Genomic DNA, 20,862 nt, shown 5'->3' with positions numbered 1-20,862 from the left:
TCATCGGCGGCGCGGGAGGGAGCGAGCGGGCAATGGCGGAACGCGCCACGATCTACGGGATCAAGAACTGCGACACGATGAAGAAGGCGCGGGCCTGGCTCGACGCCCATGACGTCGACTATGCCTTCCACGACTACAAGACGAGCGGCATCGAGCGGCGGCAACTCGAGGCCTGGGCCGGGCAAGCCGGCTGGGAGACGCTGCTCAACCGCGCCGGCATGACCTTCCGCAAGCTGCCCGATGCCGACAAGGCGGATCTCACCGAGACGAAGGCGATCGCCCTGATGCTGGCCCGGCCGAGCATGATCAAGCGGCCGGTGCTCGACACGGGCGGCGCGATCCTCGTCGGGTTCAAGCCCGAGCTCTACGAGTCGGCCTTCGCCTGACGGACGGGCCGGGCGCGCGCCGAATGCGCGATCCTCCGGACCACGCTACACTGCCCGGCGGGATCGGAATCGATGCGGGATGGGGGGAAATGGCGACGCGTCTCGAAGGCAAGGTGGTGCTGGTGACGGCGGCGGGGCAAGGCATCGGCGAGGCGTCCGCGCGCGCCTTTGCCCGCGCCGGGGCCACGGTCCACGCGACCGACATCAACGCGGAAGCGCTTGCCGGACTCGACGCCGAGCCGGGCATCGCAACCCGCCGGCTGGACGTGCTGGACGCGGCGGCGATCGACGCGACGGTCGCCGATATCGGCGCGGTCGACATCCTCTTCAATTGCGCCGGGCTGGTTCCCGTCGGCACCATCCTCGACCTGACCGACGGCGACCTGGACCATGCCTTCGACCTCAACGTGAAGTCGATGGTGCGCACCATCCGCGCCGTGCTTCCGGGGATGATCGCACGGGGGCATGGCTCGATCGTCAACATGGCGTCGGTGATCGGCAGCATCACCGGCGCGCCGAACCGCTGTGCCTATGGCGTCACCAAGGCGGCCGTGGTCGGGCTGACCAAGTCGATCGCCCGCGACTTCGCCGCGCAGGGCATCCGCTGCAACGCGATCTGCCCGGGCGCGGTCGACACGCCGTCGCTCGGTGAGAGGTTCCGGGCGGCCGGCGACTACGAGGCGGCGCGGGCCGCGTTTCTCGGCCGGCAGCCGCTCGGACAGCTGGCGAGCGCCGAGGACGTGGCGGAGCTGGTGGTCTACGTCGCCGGCGCGACAAACACCACGGGCCAGGTCCATGTGATCGACGGCGGCTGGACGATCTGAATAAGGTAGCCGGCAAGAAAACGGCCGCCCCGGGGGAGGGCGGCCGTCAGAGCCTTGTTGCGGGAAAGCGCGGGTCAGCGGACGATCGAGACCAGCGTGTTTTCCTTGCCGTTCGCCTGGACCAGCTTGAAGAAGATCTTGGCATTCTCGGGAGCAAGGCGGATACAGCCGTGCGAAGCCGGGCGGCCGAGGTTCCGCACGGCGGTGGTGCCGTGCACCGCGTAGCCGCGGTAGAAGAACACCGACCAGGGCATCGGCGCGTTGTCATACTTGCGCGACCGGTGATTGGGCGACAGCCATTCGGCATTCCACCGGCCGGTCGGCGTTCCGTAGCCGCGCCGGCCGCTCGAGACCGGGAAGACGTAGGACAGCTTCTCGCCGACATAGACGGTCATCGTCTGATCGGAAAGATCGACGCGGGCGACGACTTGCAGAGGTTGCTGCTCTTCCTCGACCGGGATTGGCTGAGCCTGTTCGAGGCTCGCCACCTTCACCCCGTCGAGAAGCTCCGCCGAGGCGGAACCGGCGCCAAGGACGCCGATTCCGAAGACCAGAGCCGCGCTCTGCCAGCCACGCAGAACCTTGCGGGCAAGAGCCGTGGTGTCCATCCGAACAGTCTCCAACCGCGACGATCTAGCGGGTGACGATGACGCGCGCGTTGCCCATTCCGTATTTCTGGATCAGCGAATAGAGCTTCGCCGCATTCGACGGGTGGAGCCGCACGCAGCCATGGGAAGCCGGCCGGCCGAGATTGCGGATCGCGGTCGTGCCGTGGATGGCGTAGCCGCCACGGAAGAAGACCGAATAGGGCATCGGCGCGTTGTCGTACTTGGTCGAATACCAAGTGCGCTCCAGACGCTGCGGGCGGTAGGTGCCCGTCGGCGTGCCGTAGCCGCTGCGGCCGGTCGAGACCGGCCAAGTGTATTTGTTGACGCCGTTGACCTTGACGTACATCCGCTGGGACGAAATGTCGATCCGAGCTTCGACCTTCGCCGCGGCGGCGGGGAAAGCCACGAAAAGCGCAAAGAGCGCCACTACAATGCCAAGCAATTTCATCTCAACCAGCCCTCTGTTTGACAGCCGGAACTAACGTCCGGACTCAACCCTCAGTGCCCGGCATGATAGCAAGCCTTTCATAAACAACATGTAACCCGGCTCACACCGTGCTAGATCATCGGCAGGTGTAGCAAGAGCGCAACGATGCTCATTCTCGTCGTCGGACTGATCCTGTTCCTGGGCGCGCATTCATTCCGGATGCTGGCGCCCGCCGGACGCGACGCCGCCCTCGGCAAGCTCGGCGAGGGACCGTATAAGGGTGCCTATGCGGTCGTCTCGCTGATCGGATTTGTCCTTATAATCTGGGGATTTGGCAGGACTGCTTCAGATTCCGCCTTTCTTTACGCCCCGCCCTTCTGGCTTCGCCACGTGACGGAACTCCTGGTCCTGGTCGCGCTGATCCTGGCGGTGGCCAGCGCGCTGCCGCCGAGCCATATCAGCCGCGCCGTGCGGCATCCGCTGCTGATCGGAACGATGCTCTGGGCCGTCGCTCACCTTTTTGTGAACGGCGAGGTCGGGACCACCCTGCTGTTCGGCGCCTTCCTGATCTGGGCGGTGCTCGACCTCGTGTCGCAAGGCCGGCGGCCGGCAACCGCCAAGGCGCCGCCTTCGTGGCGATTCGATATCATCGCCGTGGTCGCCGGCGCCGTGATCTACGGGCTTCTGGTGTGGCGGGCGCACCTCTGGCTCTTCGGCGTCAGCCCGATCGCCTGAGCTTCCCAAGGAATGAAATAAACGAAAGATGTCTGCACAGACTGACATACGGCGGCGCACCGCCAACGATATTCGTGCCCGCAAGGGCGGCGATCCGATTGTCGCGCTGACCTCCTACCACGCCCACACGGCCCGGATCCTCGACCCCTTCGTCGACTTCATCCTGGTCGGCGACTCGCTCGGCATGGTGATGCATGGGCTGGAGACCACCATCCCGGTGACGCTCGACATGATGATCCTGCAGGGCAAGGCGGTGATGCGCGGGGCCAAACAGGCGCTGGTCGTGGTCGACCTGCCGTTCGGCAGCTACGAGGAAAGCCCGGCCAGGGCCTTCCAGTCGGCGGTGCGGGTCATGAAGGAGACCGGCTGCGGGGCGGTGAAGATGGAAGGCGGCAGCCACATGGCCGAGACCGTCCGCTTCCTTGTGGATCGGGGCATCCCGGCGATGGGGCATGTCGGCCTGACCCCGCAGGCGGTCAACACGATCGGCGGATTCAAGGTGCAGGGACGGGATCCGGCGGGCGCCGAATCCATCCTTGACGACGCCCGGGCGATCTCCGAGGCGGGCGCCTTCGCGGTGGTGGTCGAGGCGGTGGTGGAGCCGCTTGCCCGCCGGATCACCGAGTCGATCCCGGTCCCGACCATCGGCATTGGCGCCTCGGCGGCCTGCGACGGGCAGATACTGGTGCTCGAGGACATGCTGGGCCTGAACGACTGGGTGCCGAAATTCGTCAAGAAGTTCGGGAGCCTCGCCGAACACATCCAGGGATCGGTCCAGGCCTATTCCGATGCGGTGAAGACGCGGACATTCCCGACCGACGACAACGTGTATAAACCGAAGAAATAGGCTGCCCGGCCGCTTATCCGGCGTTTGCAACAGCGGTGCGGCGGCTATATAGGTGCGGCGCGCATGGCGCGGGGGCCGGACGGCCGACTGTGAGGATTGATGTCCGATATCTTTCGCGAAGTCGATGAGGATATCCGCAATGAGCGGTTCAAGCACCTTTGGGACCGCTTCGGCCCCTATGTGCTCGGCCTGGCGGTCCTGATCGTCGCGGTCACCGCCGGCTACAAGGGCTGGCAATACTGGAAGGAAAGCGAGGCGGCGGCGAGCGGCGACCGCTTCGTGGCCGCGCTGACGCTTGCCGACGACGGCAAGCACGACGAAGCCATCGCTTCGCTGACCGAGATCATGAACGACGCCAGCGGCGCCTATCCGGCGCTCGCCGCCTTCCGCATCGCCAGCGAGAAAGCGGCCACCGGCGACATCGACGGCGCGGTAACCGGCTATGACGCGGTCGCCCAGCGCAGGGACATTCCGCCACTGGTCGGGGAGCTGGCGCGGCTGCGGGCGGCGATGCTGCTCTCCGACAGCGCCAGCGTCGAGGAGCTGACGGCGCGGATCGGCGACCTTGCCGACACCGGCAACCCCTGGCGGCACAACGCCCGTGAAATCCTCGGCTTTGCCGCGTTGCGGGGCGACGATCTTTCCGCGGCGCGCGGCTATTTCCAGGAGATCCTCGACGATCAGGAAAGCTCGCAAGGCTCGCGCACCCGTGCGCAGCTGATGATCTCGCTGATCGACTCGCGCGAGGGAAAGCCCGCCGCGGAAGAGCCGGGCGAGGGCTGACAGCCGGGTCGCGGGGCTCTCGCCACCCTCCACCAATGCCGGGATAGGGCCCATGTTCGATCATGCGCCGAGAGTGGTCATCATCGGACGGCCCAATGTCGGCAAGTCGACGCTTTTCAACCGGCTGGTCGGCCGCAAGCTGGCATTGGTGGACGACCGGCCCGGCGTGACGCGCGACCGCCGCGAGGGCGAAGCGTCGCTCCACGGCCTCGACTTCACGGTCATCGACACCGCCGGACTGGAGGAAGCGGCGCCGGATTCGCTCGCCGGGCGGATGCGGGCGCAGACCGAGGCGGCCGTCGACACCGCCGACCTGACCCTCTTCATGATCGACACGCGGGCGGGGGTGACGCCGCTCGATGCCCATTTCGCAAGCCTGCTTCACGCGCTGGGCAAGCCGGTGGTGTTGATCGCCAACAAGGCCGAGGGCAAGGCCGGCGCGGCCGGCGCGCTCGAGGCCTATGAACTCGGCTTCGGCGAACCGCTGGCGCTGTCGGCGGAGCACGGCGAGGGGATGAGCGACCTCCATGACGCGATCGTCGCGGCCCTTCCCGAGGAGGCGCGGCCGGAGCCTGAGGACGGGGCCGACAAGCCGATCCGGATCGCGGTGATCGGCCGGCCGAATGCCGGCAAGTCGACCCTGATCAACCGGATGATCGGCGAGGAGCGGCTGCTCACCGGTCCCGAGGCGGGGATTACCCGCGACGCGATCGCGGTCGACTGGACGTGGCGCGACCAGGCCTTCCGGGTTTTCGACACGGCCGGGATGCGGCGGCGGGCCAAGGTTGTCGAGAAGCTCGAGAAGCTCGCGGTCGGCGATGCCTTGCGCGCCATCCGCTTCGCCGAGGTGGTGATCCTGGTGCTGGATGCGACCAAGCCCTTCGACAAGCAGGACCTCCAGATCGCGGCGCTGGTCGAGTCGGAGGGGCGGGCCGTGGTGATCGCCCTCGACAAGTGGGACCTGATCGAGGAGCCGCAGGCGGTGCTCAAGGAGCTGAGGATCGAGGCGGAGCGGCTGCTGCCCCAGATTCGCGGGGTTGCGCTGGTGCCGGTTTCGGGCCTGACCGGCAGGGGCATCGACAAGATGATGGCCAGGGTGATCGAGACCTACGCGGTGTGGAACCGCCGCGTCTCGACGTCACGGTTGAACCGCTGGCTCGCCGGCGTCGTCGAGCATCATCCGCCGCCCGCCGTCTCCGGCCGGCGGATCAAGCTGCGCTACCTGACCCAGGCCAAGGCGCGCCCGCCGAGCTTCGTCGCCTTCTGCTCGCGCCCCGAGGCGCTGCCGGCGGCCTGGCAGCGGTATCTGGTCAATACGCTGCGCGACGATTTCAAGCTGCCGGGTGTCCCGATCCGTCTGATGCTGCGGAAAGGCGAGAACCCCTTCGAGGGGCGCAAGCGCAAGCGGAGCTGATCAGGCGGTGACCAGCATGTCGGTGGTTTCGCCGCTCGGGTAGGAAAAGAGCACGCCATTCGGCTCGTAGTCCGGCGAGAGCATCCGGACGATATGCGGCGCGACGGCCTCCGGCGGCTCGAGGGTTTCCGGATCCTCGCCGGGCCGGCCTTGCGCGCGCATGTGGGTGCGCAGCGGCCCAGGACTGAAAAGATTGGCGGTCGCGCTGGTCTGGCGAAGCTCGCCGGCCCAGGTGCGGACCAGCGCTTCCAGCGCCGCCTTGGACGCCGAATAGATGCCCCAATAGGGGCGGCAGAGGCGGACCGCGCCGGAGGTGAGGAAAAGGGCGCGGCCGGCGTCCGAAAGCCTGAGCAGCGGGTCGAGGGAGCGGATCAGGCGCCAGTTGGCGGTGACATTGACCGCCATGACGTCGTCGAAGACCTTCGGCTCGAGATGGCCGAGCGGGGTGACGACGCCGAGCAGCCCGGCATTGCCGAGCAGCATGTCGAGCTTGCCCCAGCGATCGTAGATCGCCCCGCCGAGGCGGTCGATCGCCGCGAAGTCCTTGAGGTCGAACGGAACGAGGGTGGCCTCGGAGCCCATTTCGCGTATCTCGTCGTCGAGTTCCTCGAGCCCGCCGACGGTGCGCGCGACGGCGATGATATGGGCGCCTTCCGCCGCCAGCGCCTTCGCCGCCGCATAACCGATGCCGCGCGAGGCGCCGGTGACGACGGCCACCCGTCCTGACAGGGGCTTTTCGCTCATGCGGTACCGGTGAGGAGGGTCAGCCGGTCGCTCTTCAGCGCTTCCGGCTTTTCGCCGCCATTGGCCTCGAGATCAACCAGCCGCGTCGGATAGGCGCCGGTGAAGCAGGCGTCGCAATATTGCGGGATGTCCGGGTCCCGCCGCGCCTCGCCGACGGCGCGATAGAGGCCGTCGATCGAGAGGAAGCGAAGGCTGTCGACCTTGATGAAGTCCTCCATCTCCTCGACCGACATGCGCGAGGCGATGAGCTTGGACGTCTCCGGCGTATCGACGCCGTAGAAGCAGGAATGGCTGGTCGGCGGGCTGGCGATCCGCATATGGACCTCCGCCGCGCCGGCGTCGCGCACCATCTGGACGATCTTCGACGAGGTGGTGCCGCGGACGATCGAATCGTCGACCAGGACGACGCGCTTGCCCTCGAGGATGTCGCGATTGGCGTTGTGCTTGAGCTTGACGCCCATGTGGCGGATGGCGTCGCTGGGCTCGATGAAGGTGCGGCCGACATAGTGATTGCGGATGATGCCGAGGTCGAAGGGAATGCCGGCCGCCTCGGCGAAGCCGATCGCCGCCGGGGTGCCGGAATCGGGCACCGGCACCACCAGGTCGGCGGGCGCCATCGCCTCGCGGGCGAGCTCGGCGCCGATCCGCTTGCGGACCTCGTAGACGCCGCGGCCGTCGACGACGGAATCGGGCCGGGCGAAATAGACATATTCGAAGATGCAGAAGCGCGGCTTCAGCGCCTGGAAGGGCCGCCGGCTCTCGATGCCCTGCGGCGTGACGATGACCATCTCGCCGGGCTCGACGTCGCGGACGAAGCGGGCGCCGATGATGTCGAGCGCGCAGGTTTCCGAGGCGAGGATCGGCGAACCGTCGAGATCGCCGAGCACCAGCGGCCTGACCCCGAGCGGGTCGCGGCAGCCGATCATCTTCTTCGACGACAGGCAGACCAGCGACCACGCGCCCTCGATTTCGTTGAGGGCGTCGATGATCCGGTCGACCAGGCGCTCGTGGCGGCTCGTCGCGATCAGATGGAGGATGACCTCGGTGTCGGAGGTCGACTGGAAGATCGAGCCGCGCCGCTGGAGCGTGTTCTGGAGGGCGAGCGCGTTGGTGATGTTGCCGTTATGGGCGACGGCGAAGCCACCGCCGGAAAAGCCGGCGAAGAGCGGCTGGATGTTGCTTTCCATCGGCCCGCCACGGGTCGAGTAGCGGACATGGCCGATGGCCCGGTCGCCGGGCAGCCGGTCGATCACCGCGCGCCGGGTGAAATTGTCGCCGACGACGCCGAAATGGCGCTCGTGGTGGAAAGAGCGGCCATCGAAGGAGACGATGCCGGCGGCTTCCTGGCCGCGATGCTGGAGGGCATGGAGGCCAAGCGCGGTCAGCGCCGCGGCGTCCTGATGGCCGAAGACGCCGAAGACGCCGCATTCCTCATGCAGCTTGTCGTCGTCGAGGCCGAAGGGATGGCCCGTCAACTCCTCACGCCCGGCATCGTCTGGTGGCGATCGCGTCACGCTAGTTGGCCGCTCCAGGGTCGGTATTCTCGATGAGCTGGTCGATGGCGCCGCGCTGGCTGTCGTCATAGGCGGGATCGGCCGCGTCGGCCGGCGCCGCGTTGGCGCCGGTATCGGCCGCATCGTCCGAGCCGTGGCCGACGCCCTTGATCCGGTTGAGGAGCGTCGCTTCCGCATCCTCGGGCAGCGCCGCCATCAGCTGTTCGCCGAGATTGTCGAGGAAAGGCTTGGTCCGCGCGTCCGCCACCCAGGCCGGCGGGGCCGGCACAAGCCAGTTGAAGAAGAGAAGGGCGATGACCAGCAGCAGGACGCCGCGAACCGCTCCGAAGATGAAGCCGAAGGCGCGGTCGACCGCGCCGATGCGGCTGTCGATGACGAAATCGGAGATCTTCATCGTGATGTAGCTTGCGACGATCAGCGCGACGAAAAAGATGGCGGCCGCCGAGACGATAATCGCGATCGTCTTGTTGTCGAAATAGGGCTCAACCAGCGGCAGCAGCGACTTGTAGAAGTAGTAGGCCGCGGCGGCGGCGGCAACCCATGACGCGACGGACAGGACTTCGCGGACAAAGCCGCGCACCATCGCGAGGACCGCCGAGATCAAGACGACGACGATGACGATGACGTCGAGGACCGTAACCGGCATGAGCTCTTCCGTTCCAGGGGGGCCGGGCGGCACGGCCTCAAACACGCACTGCTAGCACGATTCCTCGTGCCGCGTCCCGCAGCGACCGCCGTTCCCCACCATTCGCCACAGGAAGTCCACGGGGACATGACGGCACAGGGCACCATAGTCAATATCTTCGTGTCGGAAATTGGCACGATAATCATGGGCAAGATCGGGCAGCGACGCGGCCGCTTCCCCGATCGGGCGCCGGGCAGGGGGCGAGCTAGTCGCCGGAAGGCGCTGGAACCGAAGGCTCGCCACGCCGCGCGGCGACCTCCGCCACCAGCTCGACAAGCTGGCCGACCTCCTTGAGCCGCATGTCGCTGTCCGCCCGGTCACCCTTGGCCGCGGACGGCAGGACGGCCGCGCCGAAACCGAGCTTGCCGGCCTCCTTGAGCCGGGCGGGGGCATGGGCGACCGGCCGAACGGCGCCGGAGAGGCTGACCTCGCCGAAATAGGCGCAATCGGACGGAAGCGGCGCATTGAGGCGCGACGAGACCAGCGCCGCGGCGACCGCGAGATCGGCGGCCGGCTCGCTGATCCGCAAGCCCCCGGCGACGTTGAGATAGACGTCGCAATCGCCGAGCCGCACCCGGCAATGGGCCTCGAGCACGGCCAGGATCATGGCGAGACGGTTCTGGTCCCAGCCGATCACCGCCCGGCGTGGAGTGCCGAGCGTCGTCGGCGCAACCAGCGCCTGGATCTCGACCAGTACGGGGCGGGTGCCCTCCATGCCCGCGAAGACGGCGGCGCCCGGCGTCCTGGCATTGCGTTCGCCAAGGAAAAGCTCCGAGGGATTGGACACTTCCCGGAGGCCGCCACCGCCCATCTCGAAGACGCCGATCTCGTCGGTCGGGCCGAAGCGGTTCTTGACCGCGCGCAGGATACGGAAGTGGTGGCCGCCTTCACCCTCGAAATAGAGCACGCCGTCGACCATGTGCTCGACGACGCGGGGGCCCGCGATCTGGCCGTCCTTGGTGACATGGCCGACGAAGACCACCGCCGTTCCGCTCTGCTTGGCGTAGCGGATCAGGGCCTGGGAGGAAGCGCGGACCTGGGTGACCGAGCCGGGGGCGGAGTCGACGGCGTCGGTCCACATGGTCTGGATCGAGTCGGCGATCAGCAGCGCCGGCGGCGCCTCCTCGGAGAGGGTGGCAAGAATGTTCTCGACGCTGGTCTCGGCGGCGAGCTTGACCGGGGCGTCGGCGACGCCGAGCCGCTCGGCCCGCATCCTGATCTGGGCTACCGCCTCCTCGCCGGAGACGTAGACGACCGGATGGCCTGACCGGCCAAGCGCCGCGGCCGCCTGGAGCAGCAGGGTCGACTTGCCGATGCCGGGGTCGCCGCCGACCAGCAATGCCGAGCCGCGGACGAAGCCGCCGCCGGTCACCCGGTCGAATTCGGCAATGCCGGTGCGGGTGCGCGGCGCCTCGGCGGTCGAGCCGGCCAGTCCCTCAAGCGTGATGATCCGGCCCTTGCCGGGGCTGCGCTTCGGCCCGGCGCCGATGCCGCCCGACCCGGATTCCTCGACCAGCGAATTCCACTCGCCGCAATCGTCGCACCGGCCCTGCCAGCGGGGGCTGACCGCGCCGCAATTCTGGCAGACATACTGGACTTTCTGGCGGGCGGCGACGCGCATGGTGTGATTGCCCCGATGGAATGTTCCCTAAATGTTCTATCGGAGAATCGCCGGGAAATCAATCGGTCAGGTGGCGTCCGGGCCGCCGACATAGCGCCGGTGGTAGCGCGGGCCGAGGCTGGTGAGGAGCTCGTAGCCGATGGTTCCGGCATGCTCGGCGACCTCGTCGACCGGGACGTTGGGGCCAAAGAGCTCGACCCAATCGCCGCGGCGGGCGCCGGCGACCTCGGTGACGTCGATGGTGGTGAGGTCCATGGAGATCCGGCCGACGAGCGGCGCCGGACGGTCGTGGAGGAAGACGCGGGCGCCCGGCCGGTCGTCCGAGGAACCGGCGTGGCGCGGATAGCCGTCGGCGTAGCCGGCGGCAAGGATGGCGAGGCGGCTCGGACGGTCGAGCGCTTCCGTCGCGCCATAGCCGACGGTCTCGCTTGGCGCCGCGTTGCGGACCTGGAGGATCCGGGCTTCGAGGGTCGCCACGGGGCGCATCGGATTGGTGATGCCGTCGACCGCGATGCCGCCGTAAAGGGCGATCCCCGGCCGGACGAGGTCGAAGTGGTAGTCGGGCCCGAGCAGGATGCCGGCCGAATTGGCGAGCGAGGCCGGAATGCCCGGCAGCATGGCGCGGACCTCGCGGAAGGTGGCGAGCTGCCGGCCGTTCAACGGATGGTCCGGCGTGTCGGCGCAGGCGAGGTGGCTGATCAGCAATGCCAGGCCGAGCGATTCGGCCAGGCTCGCATCCGCCAGCAGGGAACGGGCTTCGGCAAGGCCGAGCCCCATGCGGTTCATCCCGGTATCGACATGGAGCGCCGCTTGCGCGGCCGGATTGGCGCGCCGGAAGGCTGCCCATTCCTTGACCTCGGGAGGAGAGGAGAGGACCGGCCGGAGGTCGGCCCCGGCATAGGTGGCGGCCGCGCCCTCCATGAGGCCGTCGAGTACGTAGACGGTCGCGTCCCGCAGGACGGCGCGGAGGCGAAGACCTTCTTCCGGCAAAGCGACGAAGAAGGTATCGCAGCCGGCGGCGGCGAGCGCTCCGACCGTCGGCTCAAGGCCCATGCCGTAGCCGTCACCCTTGACGACGGCCGCCGTCCCGGCGCCGGCCGCAAGCTCCGCGAGATACCGCCAGTTGGCGGCAAGCGCGCCAAGATCGATGGTCAGGCGGCCGCCGGCCAGGCTTTGAGGCACCGTCATGCCGGTGGGATTGGCGTCGTCGGGGTTCATGATTCGCGATTGTCGGACATTGCCGCGCCGGCGGCGATGGAGGAAATGCGAGATTCGACTGGATTTGTTCTTTTGTTCATGGCAAAAGACATATGTCCAAACAAGGAAGTCCCCCGATGCCCAAAGAGCTCTTTGTCGATCCCCAGGTGATGCGCAAGGCGGACCGTCTCCGCGTCCCCGAGATCCCGGTCCATGCCTATGCGACACCGTTGGCGGAAGAAAGGCAGCGCTACGGGGACAAGACTCTGATCCGCGTGCTGCGCGACATGATGATGGTGCGCGAATTCGAGACCATGCTCGCCTCCTTCAAGGCGCAGGGCGCCTATGCGGGGATCGAGTTCGTCTACAAGGGGCCGGCCCATCTCTCGATCGGTCAGGAAGGCGCGGCGGTAGGCTCGGCGCTCGCGCTCAAGCCGGATGATCACATTTTCGGCAGCCATCGCAGCCATGGCGAGTTCATCGCCAAGGGGCTGTCGGCGATCGCCGGGCTGGAGCCGGCGGCGCTCGCCGCGATCATGGAGGGGCATCAGGGCGGGGCGATGCTCCGTTCCGTCGAGAAGATCCTCGGCGGCGACAACGAGACGGAGGTCGCCGAAACCTTCCTGCTGCTCGGACTGCTCGCCGAGATATTCATGCGCGCCAGCGGATTCAATGGCGGCATGGGCGGGTCGATGCACGCCTTCTTCCTGCCCTTCGGCGCCTATCCCAACAACGCGATCGTCGGCGGCTCGGCGGGAATTGCGACGGGTGCCGCGATGCGCAAGCGCCTCGGTGGCGACGGCGGGATCACGGTTGCCTATTCCGGCGATGGCTCGACCGGCTGCGGCCCGGTCTGGGAGGCGATGAACTTCTCCAGCATGGCACAGCTCAAGGGGTTGTGGCCGGAGGAGCATCGTGGCGGACTGCCGGTGCTCTTCTGCTTCAACAACAACTTCTATGCGATGGGCGGCCAGACGATCGGCGAGACCGCCGGCTGGGACCGGCTGTCGCGGATCGGCGCGGGCATCAATCCGGACGCCATGCATGCCGAGACCGTCGATGGCACGAATCCGCTGGCGGTCGCCGACGCGGTCGCCCGCAAGCGCGCGCTGCTGGTCGAAGGGGCGGGGCCGGCGCTGCTCGACGTCGAGTGCTACCGCGCGACCGGCCATTCGACGTCGGACGCCAATGCCTACCGCTCGCGGGACGAGATAAAGGCCTGGACGGCCCATGACCCGATCGCCCTCTACGCGGCGAGCCTGAAGGAGGCCGGCATCCTCGACGATACGGTCGAGGCGGCGCTCGCCGAAGGCGTCGCGGCGCGCGTCCGGATGGTGACGGCCGCCGCCGTCGATCCGGCCATCGCGGCGCCGGTCGATATCCGCGCCAACCCGACCCTGATCGGCGAGCTCATGTTCTCGAATACGGCGATCGCGTTGCCCCCGGAGCCGGTCGGCACCTTCAACGACCCGGCGTCGACCTCGCGCGTCCGTCAGCTCGCCAAGAAGGCCCGCCACGGGATCGACGAGAATGGCGGGCTCCATTCGCCGATGCGCGCGGTCACCATCCGCGACGCGCTGTTCGAGACGCTGCTCCACCACTTCACCCACGACGAGTCGCTGATCGGCTATGGCGAGGAATGCCGCGAATGGGGCGGCGCCTTCGGCGTCTATCGGGGGCTGTCGGACATCCTGCCTTATGACCGGCTGTTCAACGCGCCGATCTCGGAAGCCGCGATCGTCGCCACCGCCATCGGCTACGCGATGGAGGGCGGCCGCGCGGTGGTCGAGCTGATGTATACCGACTTCATCGGCCGCGCCGGCGACGAGATCTTCAACCAGATGGCCAAGTGGCAGTCGATGTCGGCGGGGATGCTCAAGCTGCCGGTGGTGCTGCGCTGCTCGATCGGCAGCAAATACGGCGCCCAGCATTCGCAGGACTGGAGCGGGCTGGTCGCCCATATCCCCGGCCTCAAGGTCGTCTATCCGTCAACGCCGTACGACGCGAAGGGGCTGCTCGCCTCGGCGCTCGCCGGCAACGACCCGGTCATCTTCTTCGAGAGCCAGCGGCTTTACGACGCGACCGAGATGTTCCACGAGGGCGGGGTTCCGGAGGACTATTACCAGGTCCCGATCGGCGTGCCGGACGTCAAGCGGGAAGGCACCGACGTCACCATCCTGACCCTCGGTCCGTCGCTCTATGCGGCGGTCGGCGCGGCCGAGACGCTCGCCGCCGAGCATGGGGTCTCGGCCGAGATCATCGACGCCCGGTCGCTCGTCCCCTTCGACTATGAGACGGTGTTGAAGTCGGTGAGGAAGACCGGCCGCATCCTGCTGGTCTCCGAGGCTTCCGAGCGGGGCAGCTTCCTGATGACCCTCGCCGCCGATATCGGCCGCTACGCCCATGGCGACCTCACCGCGCCGCCGCAGGTGCTCGGCTCGCCGAACTGGATCGTGCCCGGCGCCGAGATGGAATCGACCTATTTTCCCCAGGCGCAGGATATCATCGATATTGTGTGCTGCGAGCTGATCCCCGAAAAGAACACGGATTATCGGGGACTGCGGGGCTGGGACGGTCTCGACCTTTCCCGGCGCGGTATCTGAATCGAAGAGGAGAAGACCCGTGGATGTTCCGATCGTGATGCCGCAACTCGGCGTCGATATCGAGGAAGCCCAGATCGACGAATGGCTGAAGGCCGAGGGCGACGCCGTCGAGGAGGGCGAGCAGGTGGTGATCGTCACGACGCCGAAGGTGACGCTCGAGCTCGAGGCGCCGGCGAGTGGCGTGCTGAAGTCGATCGCGATCCCGGCCGACGAGATCGCCAAGGTCGGCACGACCCTCGGCATCATCGAGACCGAGTAGCGCGAGCCTGGGAGGCGGCATGGCAACGAGCCGGGAATCGACGGTCGATATCGCTGGAAAGCGGCTCTCCTATCTCTCCGCCGGAGACGAGGGGCCGCCGGTGCTGCTGCTTCACGGCTTCGGCGCCGACCGGCTGACCTGGCTGCTGACCCAGCGCGACGTGGCCAGCTATGCCGCGACCGTGGCGATCGACCTGCCCGGCCACGGCCAGTCCGACCGGGCCATCGGCGAGGGCGGCATCGCGGCCCTGACCGATCTCGTCGCGGGGTTCCTGAAGCTCCGCGATGCCGGACCGGTCCACGTCGTCGGCCATTCGCTCGGCGGCGCCGTCGCGATCGATCTCGCCCATCGCCATCCCGATCTCGTCGCCTCGCTCTTCCTGCTGGCGCCGGCCGGGGTCGGGCAGGGGATCGATACCGGCTTCCTCTCGGCGCTCACCGAGATGGAGACGCTCGACGAGGCGAGCGCGGTGCTCGAGCGGCTGGTCGAGCGGAAGCGGCTGATCAGCCCGCAGATGACGGCGCGGGCGCTCGCCCAGATTTCCGAGCCGGGCGCGCGCGAGGCCCTCCGCAAGGTCGCGGGGCACCTGGAGACCGCCCATTTCGACATGGCCGAGGCCGTCGCCGGAATCGGCAAGCGAGGCCTGCCGGTGACGGTGGTCTGGGGCGCGAACGACCTGGTCAACCCGCTGGCCGAGGAAGCCGCCGGAGCGCTTGGCGCCAGGCTCCATGTCGTCGAGAATACCGGACATCTGCCCCATATCGAGAGCCATCCGGAAGTGAATGCCCTGATCCGGGCCTTCCTGGCCGGCGGAGACGACGCCGCGGCGTGAGGGGGGGACTCGGCTCCGACGCCGCCACGGTGTAAGGAGCCGGGGAGGACAGGCCGCGACGCGGGGCCGCGCCGGGGGAGGAGACGGGGGCAGCATGACCATTATCGGCATCGACGTCGGCACGACGGCGGTGAAGGCGATCCTCGTCGACGAGGCCCAGACGCTGCTTGCCAGCGCGTCCGTGCCGCATCCGACCCTCAGTCCCGTGCATGGCGTCCGCGAGCAGGAACCGGACGGCTGGATCAGGGCCGTCGAAGCGGCGCTGGCGGAGGTGCGCCAGGCCGCGCCGGAAGCCTATGGCCGGGTGGCGGCGATCGGGCTTTCCGGCCAGATGCATTCGCTGGTGACCCTGGACAAGGACCACCGGCCGCTCCGCAACGCGATCCTGTGGAATGACGGCCGCGGCGCCGAGGAATGCGCCGAACTGACCGCGGCCGTGCCCGACATCGCCGAGATCACCGGGGTCATCGCCATGCCGGGCCTCAGCGCCGGCAAGGCGGCGTGGCTGAGGAAGCACGAGCCGGAGCTGTTCGGGCGGATCGCCGTCGTCATGCTCGCCAAGGACTATGTGAGGCTGTGGCTGACCGGCGAGGTGGTGACCGACATGTCGGACGCCGCCGGGACCCAGATGTTCGACGAGCGCGCAAGGACATGGTCGGAGCGCGTCGTCGCGGCGGTCGGGCTCAGGCCGGACCAGTTGCCGAGGCTGGTCGAGGGAACTGACGTTTCGGGCGAGCTTCTGCCGTCGGTGGCGGCGAAGCTCGGCCTGTCGGCGGGCATCCCGGTTGCCGGCGGCGGCGGTGACGGCGGCACCGGCGCTGCCGGGATCGGCTGCGTCGAGACCGGGCAGGGGTTTCTCTCGCTCGGCACGGCGGGGGTCTATGTGGTGGCGCAGGACCGCTACGCGCCGAAGCCCGAGACGCTGGTCCACAACTTCGCCCATTGCGTGCCGGGCCGCTGGTTCCAGATGGGGGCGCTGCTCAACGGCGCGAGCCCGCTCGCCTGGCTGATGAAGGTGCTCGGCGAAAGCGACACCGACGCCGAGCTTGCCGCAGTCGGCAAGGATTACGGGGCGCCATCGCCGGTGATCTTCCTGCCGTATCTGACCGGCGAGCGTACGCCGCATGACGACCCGGACGCCCGCGGCGCCTTCTTCGGCCTCGACCAGGCGACGACCCGGACGGAGATGGTGCAGGCGGTGCTGGAAGGCGTCGCCTATTCCCTCCGCGACGCGCAGGACTGCCTCGACGCGGCCGGCGCGATCGTCGAGCGGCCGGGATTCCTCGGCGGCGGGTCGAAGAGCCGGCTCTGGGCGCGGATCATCGCGACGGTGCTGGAACGGCCGCTGGTCCGCTACCGGGGCGCCGACCTCGGACCGGCGCTGGGTGCTGCGCGGATGGCGATCATCGCCAAGACCGGGGCTTCGGTCGTTGACGTGTGCACCGCCCCGGAGGAGGAAGAGACGATCATGCCCGATCCCGATCTCGTCCCGGCCTACCGGGAGAAACAGGCGATCTTCCGCAAGCTCTACCGGGCGGAACGCGCGACCCGGCGCGACTGATCGCCACCGCGGCGCTTGGCGCCGCCGCAGTCTCGGCCACCGCCGCCGGGGCCGGTCAGCCTTCGCCTTCGACGGCCCTCACATAGTGGCCGATGATGGTCGGCCAGCCTTTGCCGGCGGCCATATCCTCGCGGTATTTCTCCCAGCCCTCGCCGTGGCGGAAGAAATCGCGATGGACCACGAGGACGTTGGTCTTGCCGTCCTCGGCGGGGGAGAAGCGGACGTCGACGCGGCTGGCCGTGGCTTCGCTGCCTTCCGGGCCGCGGTCGGGTCCGATCTGCCAGGCGAGGACGATATGGCCGGGCCGGTCGAAGGCAAGCACCGAGCCCCAGACCTTGCGCTCGCCGTCCTGGGTTTCCTCGTAGCAGGCGCCACCCATCCTCGGCTCGATGCCGATCGTCTTGAGGCGGTCCTTGCCCCAGGTGTGGTCGCGCGGCCACCAGCGGTCGAACTCGTCCACGAAGACGGCGAAAGCGCGGTCGACCGGCGCGTCGACTGGCTGGGTGAGGTGGAGGAGTTCCTTGGTGCCGCCGACCTCGACGCCGCTGCCGCCGGAACCCTTCTTCCCGAATAGCTTGAAGATCATCCTGTCCTTCGTCCGCTTCGCCTCACGAACCGAAGGGCGCCGGCAGGTGGTCTTCCTGCGCCAGGTTCGAGAAGCGGGTGAGCCGATCCTCGAAGAGTAGCCTGACCGTGCCCGTCGGGCCATGCCTCTGCTTGCCGATCAGCACTTCGGCTATGCCGTGGACCTGGTTCATCTCGTCCTGCCACTGCTCGTATTCGACGGTGCCGGGCTTCGGCTCCTTGTTCTTGAGGTAATATTCCTCGCGATAGACGAAGAGCACGACGTCCGCGTCCTGCTCGATCGAGCCCGATTCACGAAGGTCGGAGAGCTGCGGCCGCTTGTCGTCGCGGTTCTCGACCTGACGCGAAAGCTGCGAGAGAGCGACGATCGGAACGTTAAGCTCCTTTCCGAGTGCTTTGAGATTGTTGGTGATCTCGGTGACTTCCTGGACCCGGTTGTCGGACCCGCGCTTGCTCGATCCCTGCATCAGCTGGAGATAATCGACGATCAGCAGGTCGAGGCCGCGCTGGCGCTTCAGCCGCCTCGCACGGGCAGCAAGCTGGCCGATGCCGAGACCACCGGTCTGGTCGACGTAGAGCGGGATGCGGTTCATCTCGCGGGCCGCCGCGACGACATGGGAGAACTGGTCCTCGGTAATCCGGCCGCGGCGGATATCGGAGGAGGGCACGCCCGATTGCTCGGCGATGATGCGGGTGGCGAGCTGCTCGGACGACATTTCCAGCGAGAAGAAGCCGACGATGCCGCCGTCGACGGTCTTCATGGTGCCGTCCGGCTGGGTCTCGCCGCGCCAGGCCCTGGCGATGTTGAAGGCGATGTTGGTGGCGAGCGACGTCTTGCCCATGCCCGGACGGCCGGCGAGGATGACCAGGTCCGAGGGCTGGAGCCCGCCCATCAGCCGGTCGAGATCGTCGAGGCCGGTGGCAAGGCCGGAGAGGTGGCCGTCGCGCTGATAGGCGGCGCTCGCCATGTCGATCGCGGTGAGCAGCGCGGTCTCGAAGGCGTGGAAGCCGCCCTCGAACTTGCCGTGCTCGGCGAGCTCGTAGAGCCGCTTCTCGGCATCCTCGATCTGGTCGCGCGGCGGCTTGTCGACCGGAGCGTCATAGGCGACGTTGACCATGTCCTCGCCGACGCCGATCAGCGCGCGGCGGATCGAAAGGTCGTGGATCGAACGCCCGTAGTCCTCCGCGTTGAGGATGGTCGTCGCCTCCGCCGCCAGCCGCGCGACATACTGGGCGAGGTTGATGTCGCCGATGGCAAGGTCGGCCGGCAGGAAGGTCTTGATGGTGACCGGGCTCGCGATCTTGTTGGCCCGGATCAGCTCGCCGGCGACCTGGTAGATCGAGCGGTGGACCGGCTCGAAGAAATGCTCGGGAAGGAGGAAATCGGAGACCCGGTAGAAGGCTTCGTTATTGACCAGGATCGCGCCGAGCAGGGCCTGCTCGGCGTCGACATTCTGGGGAGCGGCGCGATAGCTCTCGGTTCTCTCCGGTATCGCACGTGCCGCAAGCGCCATTCTCGAAAGTCCCTTGTTCTCGGCCTGACCCTGCACGCCCGAATGGCATTGACTCGCGCCGGCGTCGACGCGCTACGCAAAGTGCCAAGCCGAACGGAGACACGGGTCCCGGCCGCTGCCGGAAAAAGGAGAGTACGCGATTCGCACTCTCTTAACGCTTTCTTAAGCGTCGGCGCCGGCCGGTGAAAGCGCGCATCCGCCACCGTCACGAGAGCGCACGGGATTCACGCTTCTCCACAACGGCGTCAGCAATATTTCGCTTGGCGCTTGCCGACTCGGGAGTTGGACGCCGCGATTCGAACGGGGGTGGAACCACCGGAACCCGGCGGCTATTCGCCCGCCATCTTGAAAGCGCCGCCGCCCAGCGCCCGCTCGTCCTCGGCCCTGAGCCGCTCTTCCTCCTCGATCATGTAGTTGCGCGTCAGCGGCAGGACGTTCTGGTCGCGGGTGATCTGGATCTGGAAATTCATCAGATCCCAGTAGCGGAAGGAGGTTTCCGACGCCGCGAGGTAGTATTCCCACATCCGGCAGAAGCGCTCGTCGTAGATCGCCTTGGCCTCTTCGCGGCGGGCGAGGAAGCGCTCGCGCCAGACCCGCAGCGTCTTGGCATAGTGAAGCCGCAGGATCTCGACATCGGTGATCAGCAGGCCGGAGCGCTCGATCGCCGGCACGGTCTCCGAGATCGCCGGGATATAGCCACCGGGGAAGATGTATTTCTGGATCCAGGAATTGGTGTCGCCGGGACCGTCGAAGCGTCCGATCGAATGGAGCAGCATGACGCCGTCCGGGGTGAGCAGATTGCGGCAGGTGTCGAAATATTCGCGGAAATGGCCGACTCCGACATGCTCGAACATGCCGACCGAAACGATGCGGTCGAAGGGCCCATCGACCGTGCGGTAGTCCTGGAGGAGGAACCGGGCCCGGTCGGAGAGGCCGCGCTCCTTCGCGCGCCGGTTCGAGGTCTCATACTGCTCTTCCGACAGCGTCACCCCGGTCACCTCGACGCCGCACCGTTCGGCGAGATAGAGACCGAGGCCGCCCCAGCCCGAGCCGATGTCGAGGACCTTCTGGCCGGGCTTCAGCGCGAGCTTTGAGGCGAGATGCCGCTTCTTGGCGAGCTGGGCGACTTCGAGATCGGTCTCGCCGGGCTCGAAATAGGCGCAGGAATATTGCTGGTCGTTGTCGAGGAAAAGGGAATAGAGCCGCCCGTCGAGGTCGTAGTGATGGGCGACGTTGCGCCGCGCCTTGCGCTGGCTGTTGGCCTGGCGCAGCCTGCGCGTGGCGAAGCGAAGCCTGGCGCCGAACTCCATCCACTTGTTCGGGAAGCGATCCTTGAGACTCGAGAAGACGAGCTCCAGGAAGTCGTATATCGAGCCTTCGTCGAAGACGAAGCCGCCATCCATGAACTCTTCGCCGAACTTGAGCCCGGGATTGAGCATGATGTTGCGCTCGGCGCTTTTCCGGGTGAATCGGAGACGGATCTTCCTGCCAGTTCCGTCACCATAGGTCCTGGTAGTGCCCTGCGCATCGACAAGCTCCAGCGTGCCCGTCCGGACGAGCTTCCGCACTTGACTGTCAAGCATCCTGTTCATCGCTGCATATCCCGCCGTGGCTGCGAGGAAGGTCGCGGCTCGGCCCCCCGAGATCGCGGCACGAAGTTAATACGGGATGGTTGCCAGGCTCAACAGGCGGGCCGGACTCTCCCGAAGGGAGCGGCCCGCCC

Annotated in this window: 20 protein-coding genes; 10 read left to right on the top strand and 10 right to left on the bottom strand. The window is 67.6% G+C overall.

Features of this window, described 5'->3' with window-relative positions; genetic code table 11:
* Positions 1 to 32 precede the first annotated feature (32 nt).
* The gene (locus KDJ86_RS16865) at positions 33 to 386 is read left to right on the top strand and encodes an ArsC family reductase (RefSeq protein WP_291748456.1); all 354 of its coding nucleotides are present in this window, start codon (positions 33 to 35) and stop codon (positions 384 to 386) included.
* Between the two features lie 89 nt (positions 387 to 475).
* A complete protein-coding gene (locus KDJ86_RS16860; protein ID WP_291748454.1) occupies positions 476 to 1,210 on the top strand; it encodes an SDR family oxidoreductase in 735 nt (244 codons plus the stop codon).
* A 74-nt stretch (positions 1,211 to 1,284) separates the two neighbouring features.
* On the opposite strand, the gene KDJ86_RS16855 is transcribed toward KDJ86_RS16860, so the two are convergent.
* A complete protein-coding gene (locus KDJ86_RS16855) occupies positions 1,285 to 1,818 on the bottom strand; it encodes a L,D-transpeptidase (protein ID WP_291748452.1) in 534 nt (177 codons plus the stop codon).
* 25 nt (positions 1,819 to 1,843) lie between these two features.
* The gene (locus KDJ86_RS16850; RefSeq protein WP_291748450.1) at positions 1,844 to 2,266 is read right to left on the bottom strand and encodes a L,D-transpeptidase; all 423 of its coding nucleotides are present in this window, start codon (positions 2,264 to 2,266) and stop codon (positions 1,844 to 1,846) included.
* Positions 2,267 to 2,410: 144 nt separating this feature from the next.
* Between KDJ86_RS16850 and KDJ86_RS16845 the strand changes: the two genes are divergently transcribed.
* From KDJ86_RS16845 to der, 4 genes are all read left to right on the top strand, one after another.
* Positions 2,411 to 2,980 carry an NnrU family protein gene (locus KDJ86_RS16845; RefSeq protein ID WP_291748448.1) on the top strand — a complete coding sequence of 190 codons (570 nt, stop codon included), beginning with the start codon at positions 2,411 to 2,413 and terminating at the stop codon, positions 2,978 to 2,980.
* Positions 2,981 to 3,008: 28 nt separating this feature from the next.
* Positions 3,009 to 3,827 (top strand): 3-methyl-2-oxobutanoate hydroxymethyltransferase, encoded by an 819-nt coding sequence (panB, locus tag KDJ86_RS16840; RefSeq protein ID WP_291748445.1) that lies wholly within the window; start codon positions 3,009 to 3,011, stop codon positions 3,825 to 3,827.
* Positions 3,828 to 3,926: 99 nt separating this feature from the next.
* A complete protein-coding gene (locus tag KDJ86_RS16835; protein ID WP_291748442.1) occupies positions 3,927 to 4,610 on the top strand; it encodes a tetratricopeptide repeat protein in 684 nt (227 codons plus the stop codon).
* A 52-nt stretch (positions 4,611 to 4,662) separates the two neighbouring features.
* On the top strand, positions 4,663 to 6,024 hold the full coding sequence (gene der / locus KDJ86_RS16830; RefSeq protein ID WP_291748440.1) for a ribosome biogenesis GTPase Der: 1,362 nt from the start codon (positions 4,663 to 4,665) through the stop codon (positions 6,022 to 6,024).
* Here the strand turns inward: der and KDJ86_RS16825 are convergent, their stop codons facing one another.
* The 5 genes from KDJ86_RS16825 to alr all read right to left on the bottom strand — a co-directional run bounded on the left by KDJ86_RS16825 (position 6,025) and on the right by alr (position 11,806).
* Positions 6,025 to 6,768 (bottom strand): SDR family NAD(P)-dependent oxidoreductase, encoded by a 744-nt coding sequence (locus KDJ86_RS16825; protein WP_291748437.1) that lies wholly within the window; start codon positions 6,766 to 6,768, stop codon positions 6,025 to 6,027.
* Positions 6,765 to 8,351, bottom strand: a complete 1,587-nt coding sequence (purF, locus tag KDJ86_RS16820; protein WP_521085310.1) for an amidophosphoribosyltransferase — start codon at positions 8,349 to 8,351, stop codon at positions 6,765 to 6,767. The genes KDJ86_RS16825 and purF overlap by 4 nt, the downstream gene beginning before the upstream one ends.
* A complete protein-coding gene (locus tag KDJ86_RS16815; protein WP_291748434.1) occupies positions 8,284 to 8,928 on the bottom strand; it encodes a CvpA family protein in 645 nt (214 codons plus the stop codon). The genes purF and KDJ86_RS16815 overlap by 68 nt, the downstream gene beginning before the upstream one ends.
* 244 nt (positions 8,929 to 9,172) lie before the next feature.
* Positions 9,173 to 10,588 carry a DNA repair protein RadA gene (radA, locus tag KDJ86_RS16810; RefSeq protein ID WP_291748432.1) on the bottom strand — a complete coding sequence of 472 codons (1,416 nt, stop codon included), beginning with the start codon at positions 10,586 to 10,588 and terminating at the stop codon, positions 9,173 to 9,175.
* A gap of 66 nt (positions 10,589 to 10,654) precedes the next feature.
* Positions 10,655 to 11,806: an alanine racemase gene (gene alr, locus KDJ86_RS16805; RefSeq protein WP_291748430.1), complete on the bottom strand. Its 1,152-nt coding sequence runs from the start codon at positions 11,804 to 11,806 to the stop codon at positions 10,655 to 10,657.
* Between the two features lie 116 nt (positions 11,807 to 11,922).
* Here alr and KDJ86_RS16800 point away from each other — a divergent pair, with 116 nt between their 5' ends.
* The 4 genes from KDJ86_RS16800 (at position 11,923) to xylB (ending at position 17,040) form a co-directional block, all read left to right on the top strand.
* On the top strand, positions 11,923 to 14,388 hold the full coding sequence (locus tag KDJ86_RS16800; protein WP_291748428.1) for an alpha-ketoacid dehydrogenase subunit alpha/beta: 2,466 nt from the start codon (positions 11,923 to 11,925) through the stop codon (positions 14,386 to 14,388).
* A 19-nt stretch (positions 14,389 to 14,407) separates the two neighbouring features.
* Positions 14,408 to 14,647 (top strand): lipoyl domain-containing protein, encoded by a 240-nt coding sequence (locus KDJ86_RS16795; RefSeq protein ID WP_291748426.1) that lies wholly within the window; start codon positions 14,408 to 14,410, stop codon positions 14,645 to 14,647.
* Between the two features lie 19 nt (positions 14,648 to 14,666).
* On the top strand, positions 14,667 to 15,479 hold the full coding sequence (locus tag KDJ86_RS16790) for an alpha/beta fold hydrolase (protein ID WP_291748425.1): 813 nt from the start codon (positions 14,667 to 14,669) through the stop codon (positions 15,477 to 15,479).
* A 94-nt stretch (positions 15,480 to 15,573) separates the two neighbouring features.
* Complete coding sequence (gene xylB, locus KDJ86_RS16785; RefSeq protein WP_291748423.1) at positions 15,574 to 17,040, top strand: xylulokinase; 1,467 nt, start codon at positions 15,574 to 15,576, stop codon at positions 17,038 to 17,040.
* A gap of 55 nt (positions 17,041 to 17,095) precedes the next feature.
* Here the strand turns inward: xylB and KDJ86_RS16780 are convergent, their stop codons facing one another.
* The 3 genes from KDJ86_RS16780 to KDJ86_RS16770 form a co-directional block, all read right to left on the bottom strand.
* Positions 17,096 to 17,626, bottom strand: a complete 531-nt coding sequence (locus tag KDJ86_RS16780; protein ID WP_291748421.1) for an SRPBCC family protein — start codon at positions 17,624 to 17,626, stop codon at positions 17,096 to 17,098.
* 22 nt (positions 17,627 to 17,648) lie between these two features.
* On the bottom strand, positions 17,649 to 19,139 hold the full coding sequence (locus KDJ86_RS16775) for a replicative DNA helicase (RefSeq protein WP_291748419.1): 1,491 nt from the start codon (positions 19,137 to 19,139) through the stop codon (positions 17,649 to 17,651).
* Between the two features lie 329 nt (positions 19,140 to 19,468).
* Complete coding sequence (locus KDJ86_RS16770) at positions 19,469 to 20,731, bottom strand: cyclopropane fatty acid synthase (protein ID WP_291748416.1); 1,263 nt, start codon at positions 20,729 to 20,731, stop codon at positions 19,469 to 19,471.
* Positions 20,732 to 20,862 lie beyond the last annotated feature (131 nt).

Origin of the sequence: Bauldia sp. (genome assembly GCF_020442045.1) — a bacterium.
Classification (GTDB): Bacteria; Pseudomonadota; Alphaproteobacteria; order Rhizobiales; family Kaistiaceae; genus Bauldia.
Note: the sequence above shows the minus strand (reverse complement) of the source record. Positions and strands in the feature narration are given on the sequence as shown.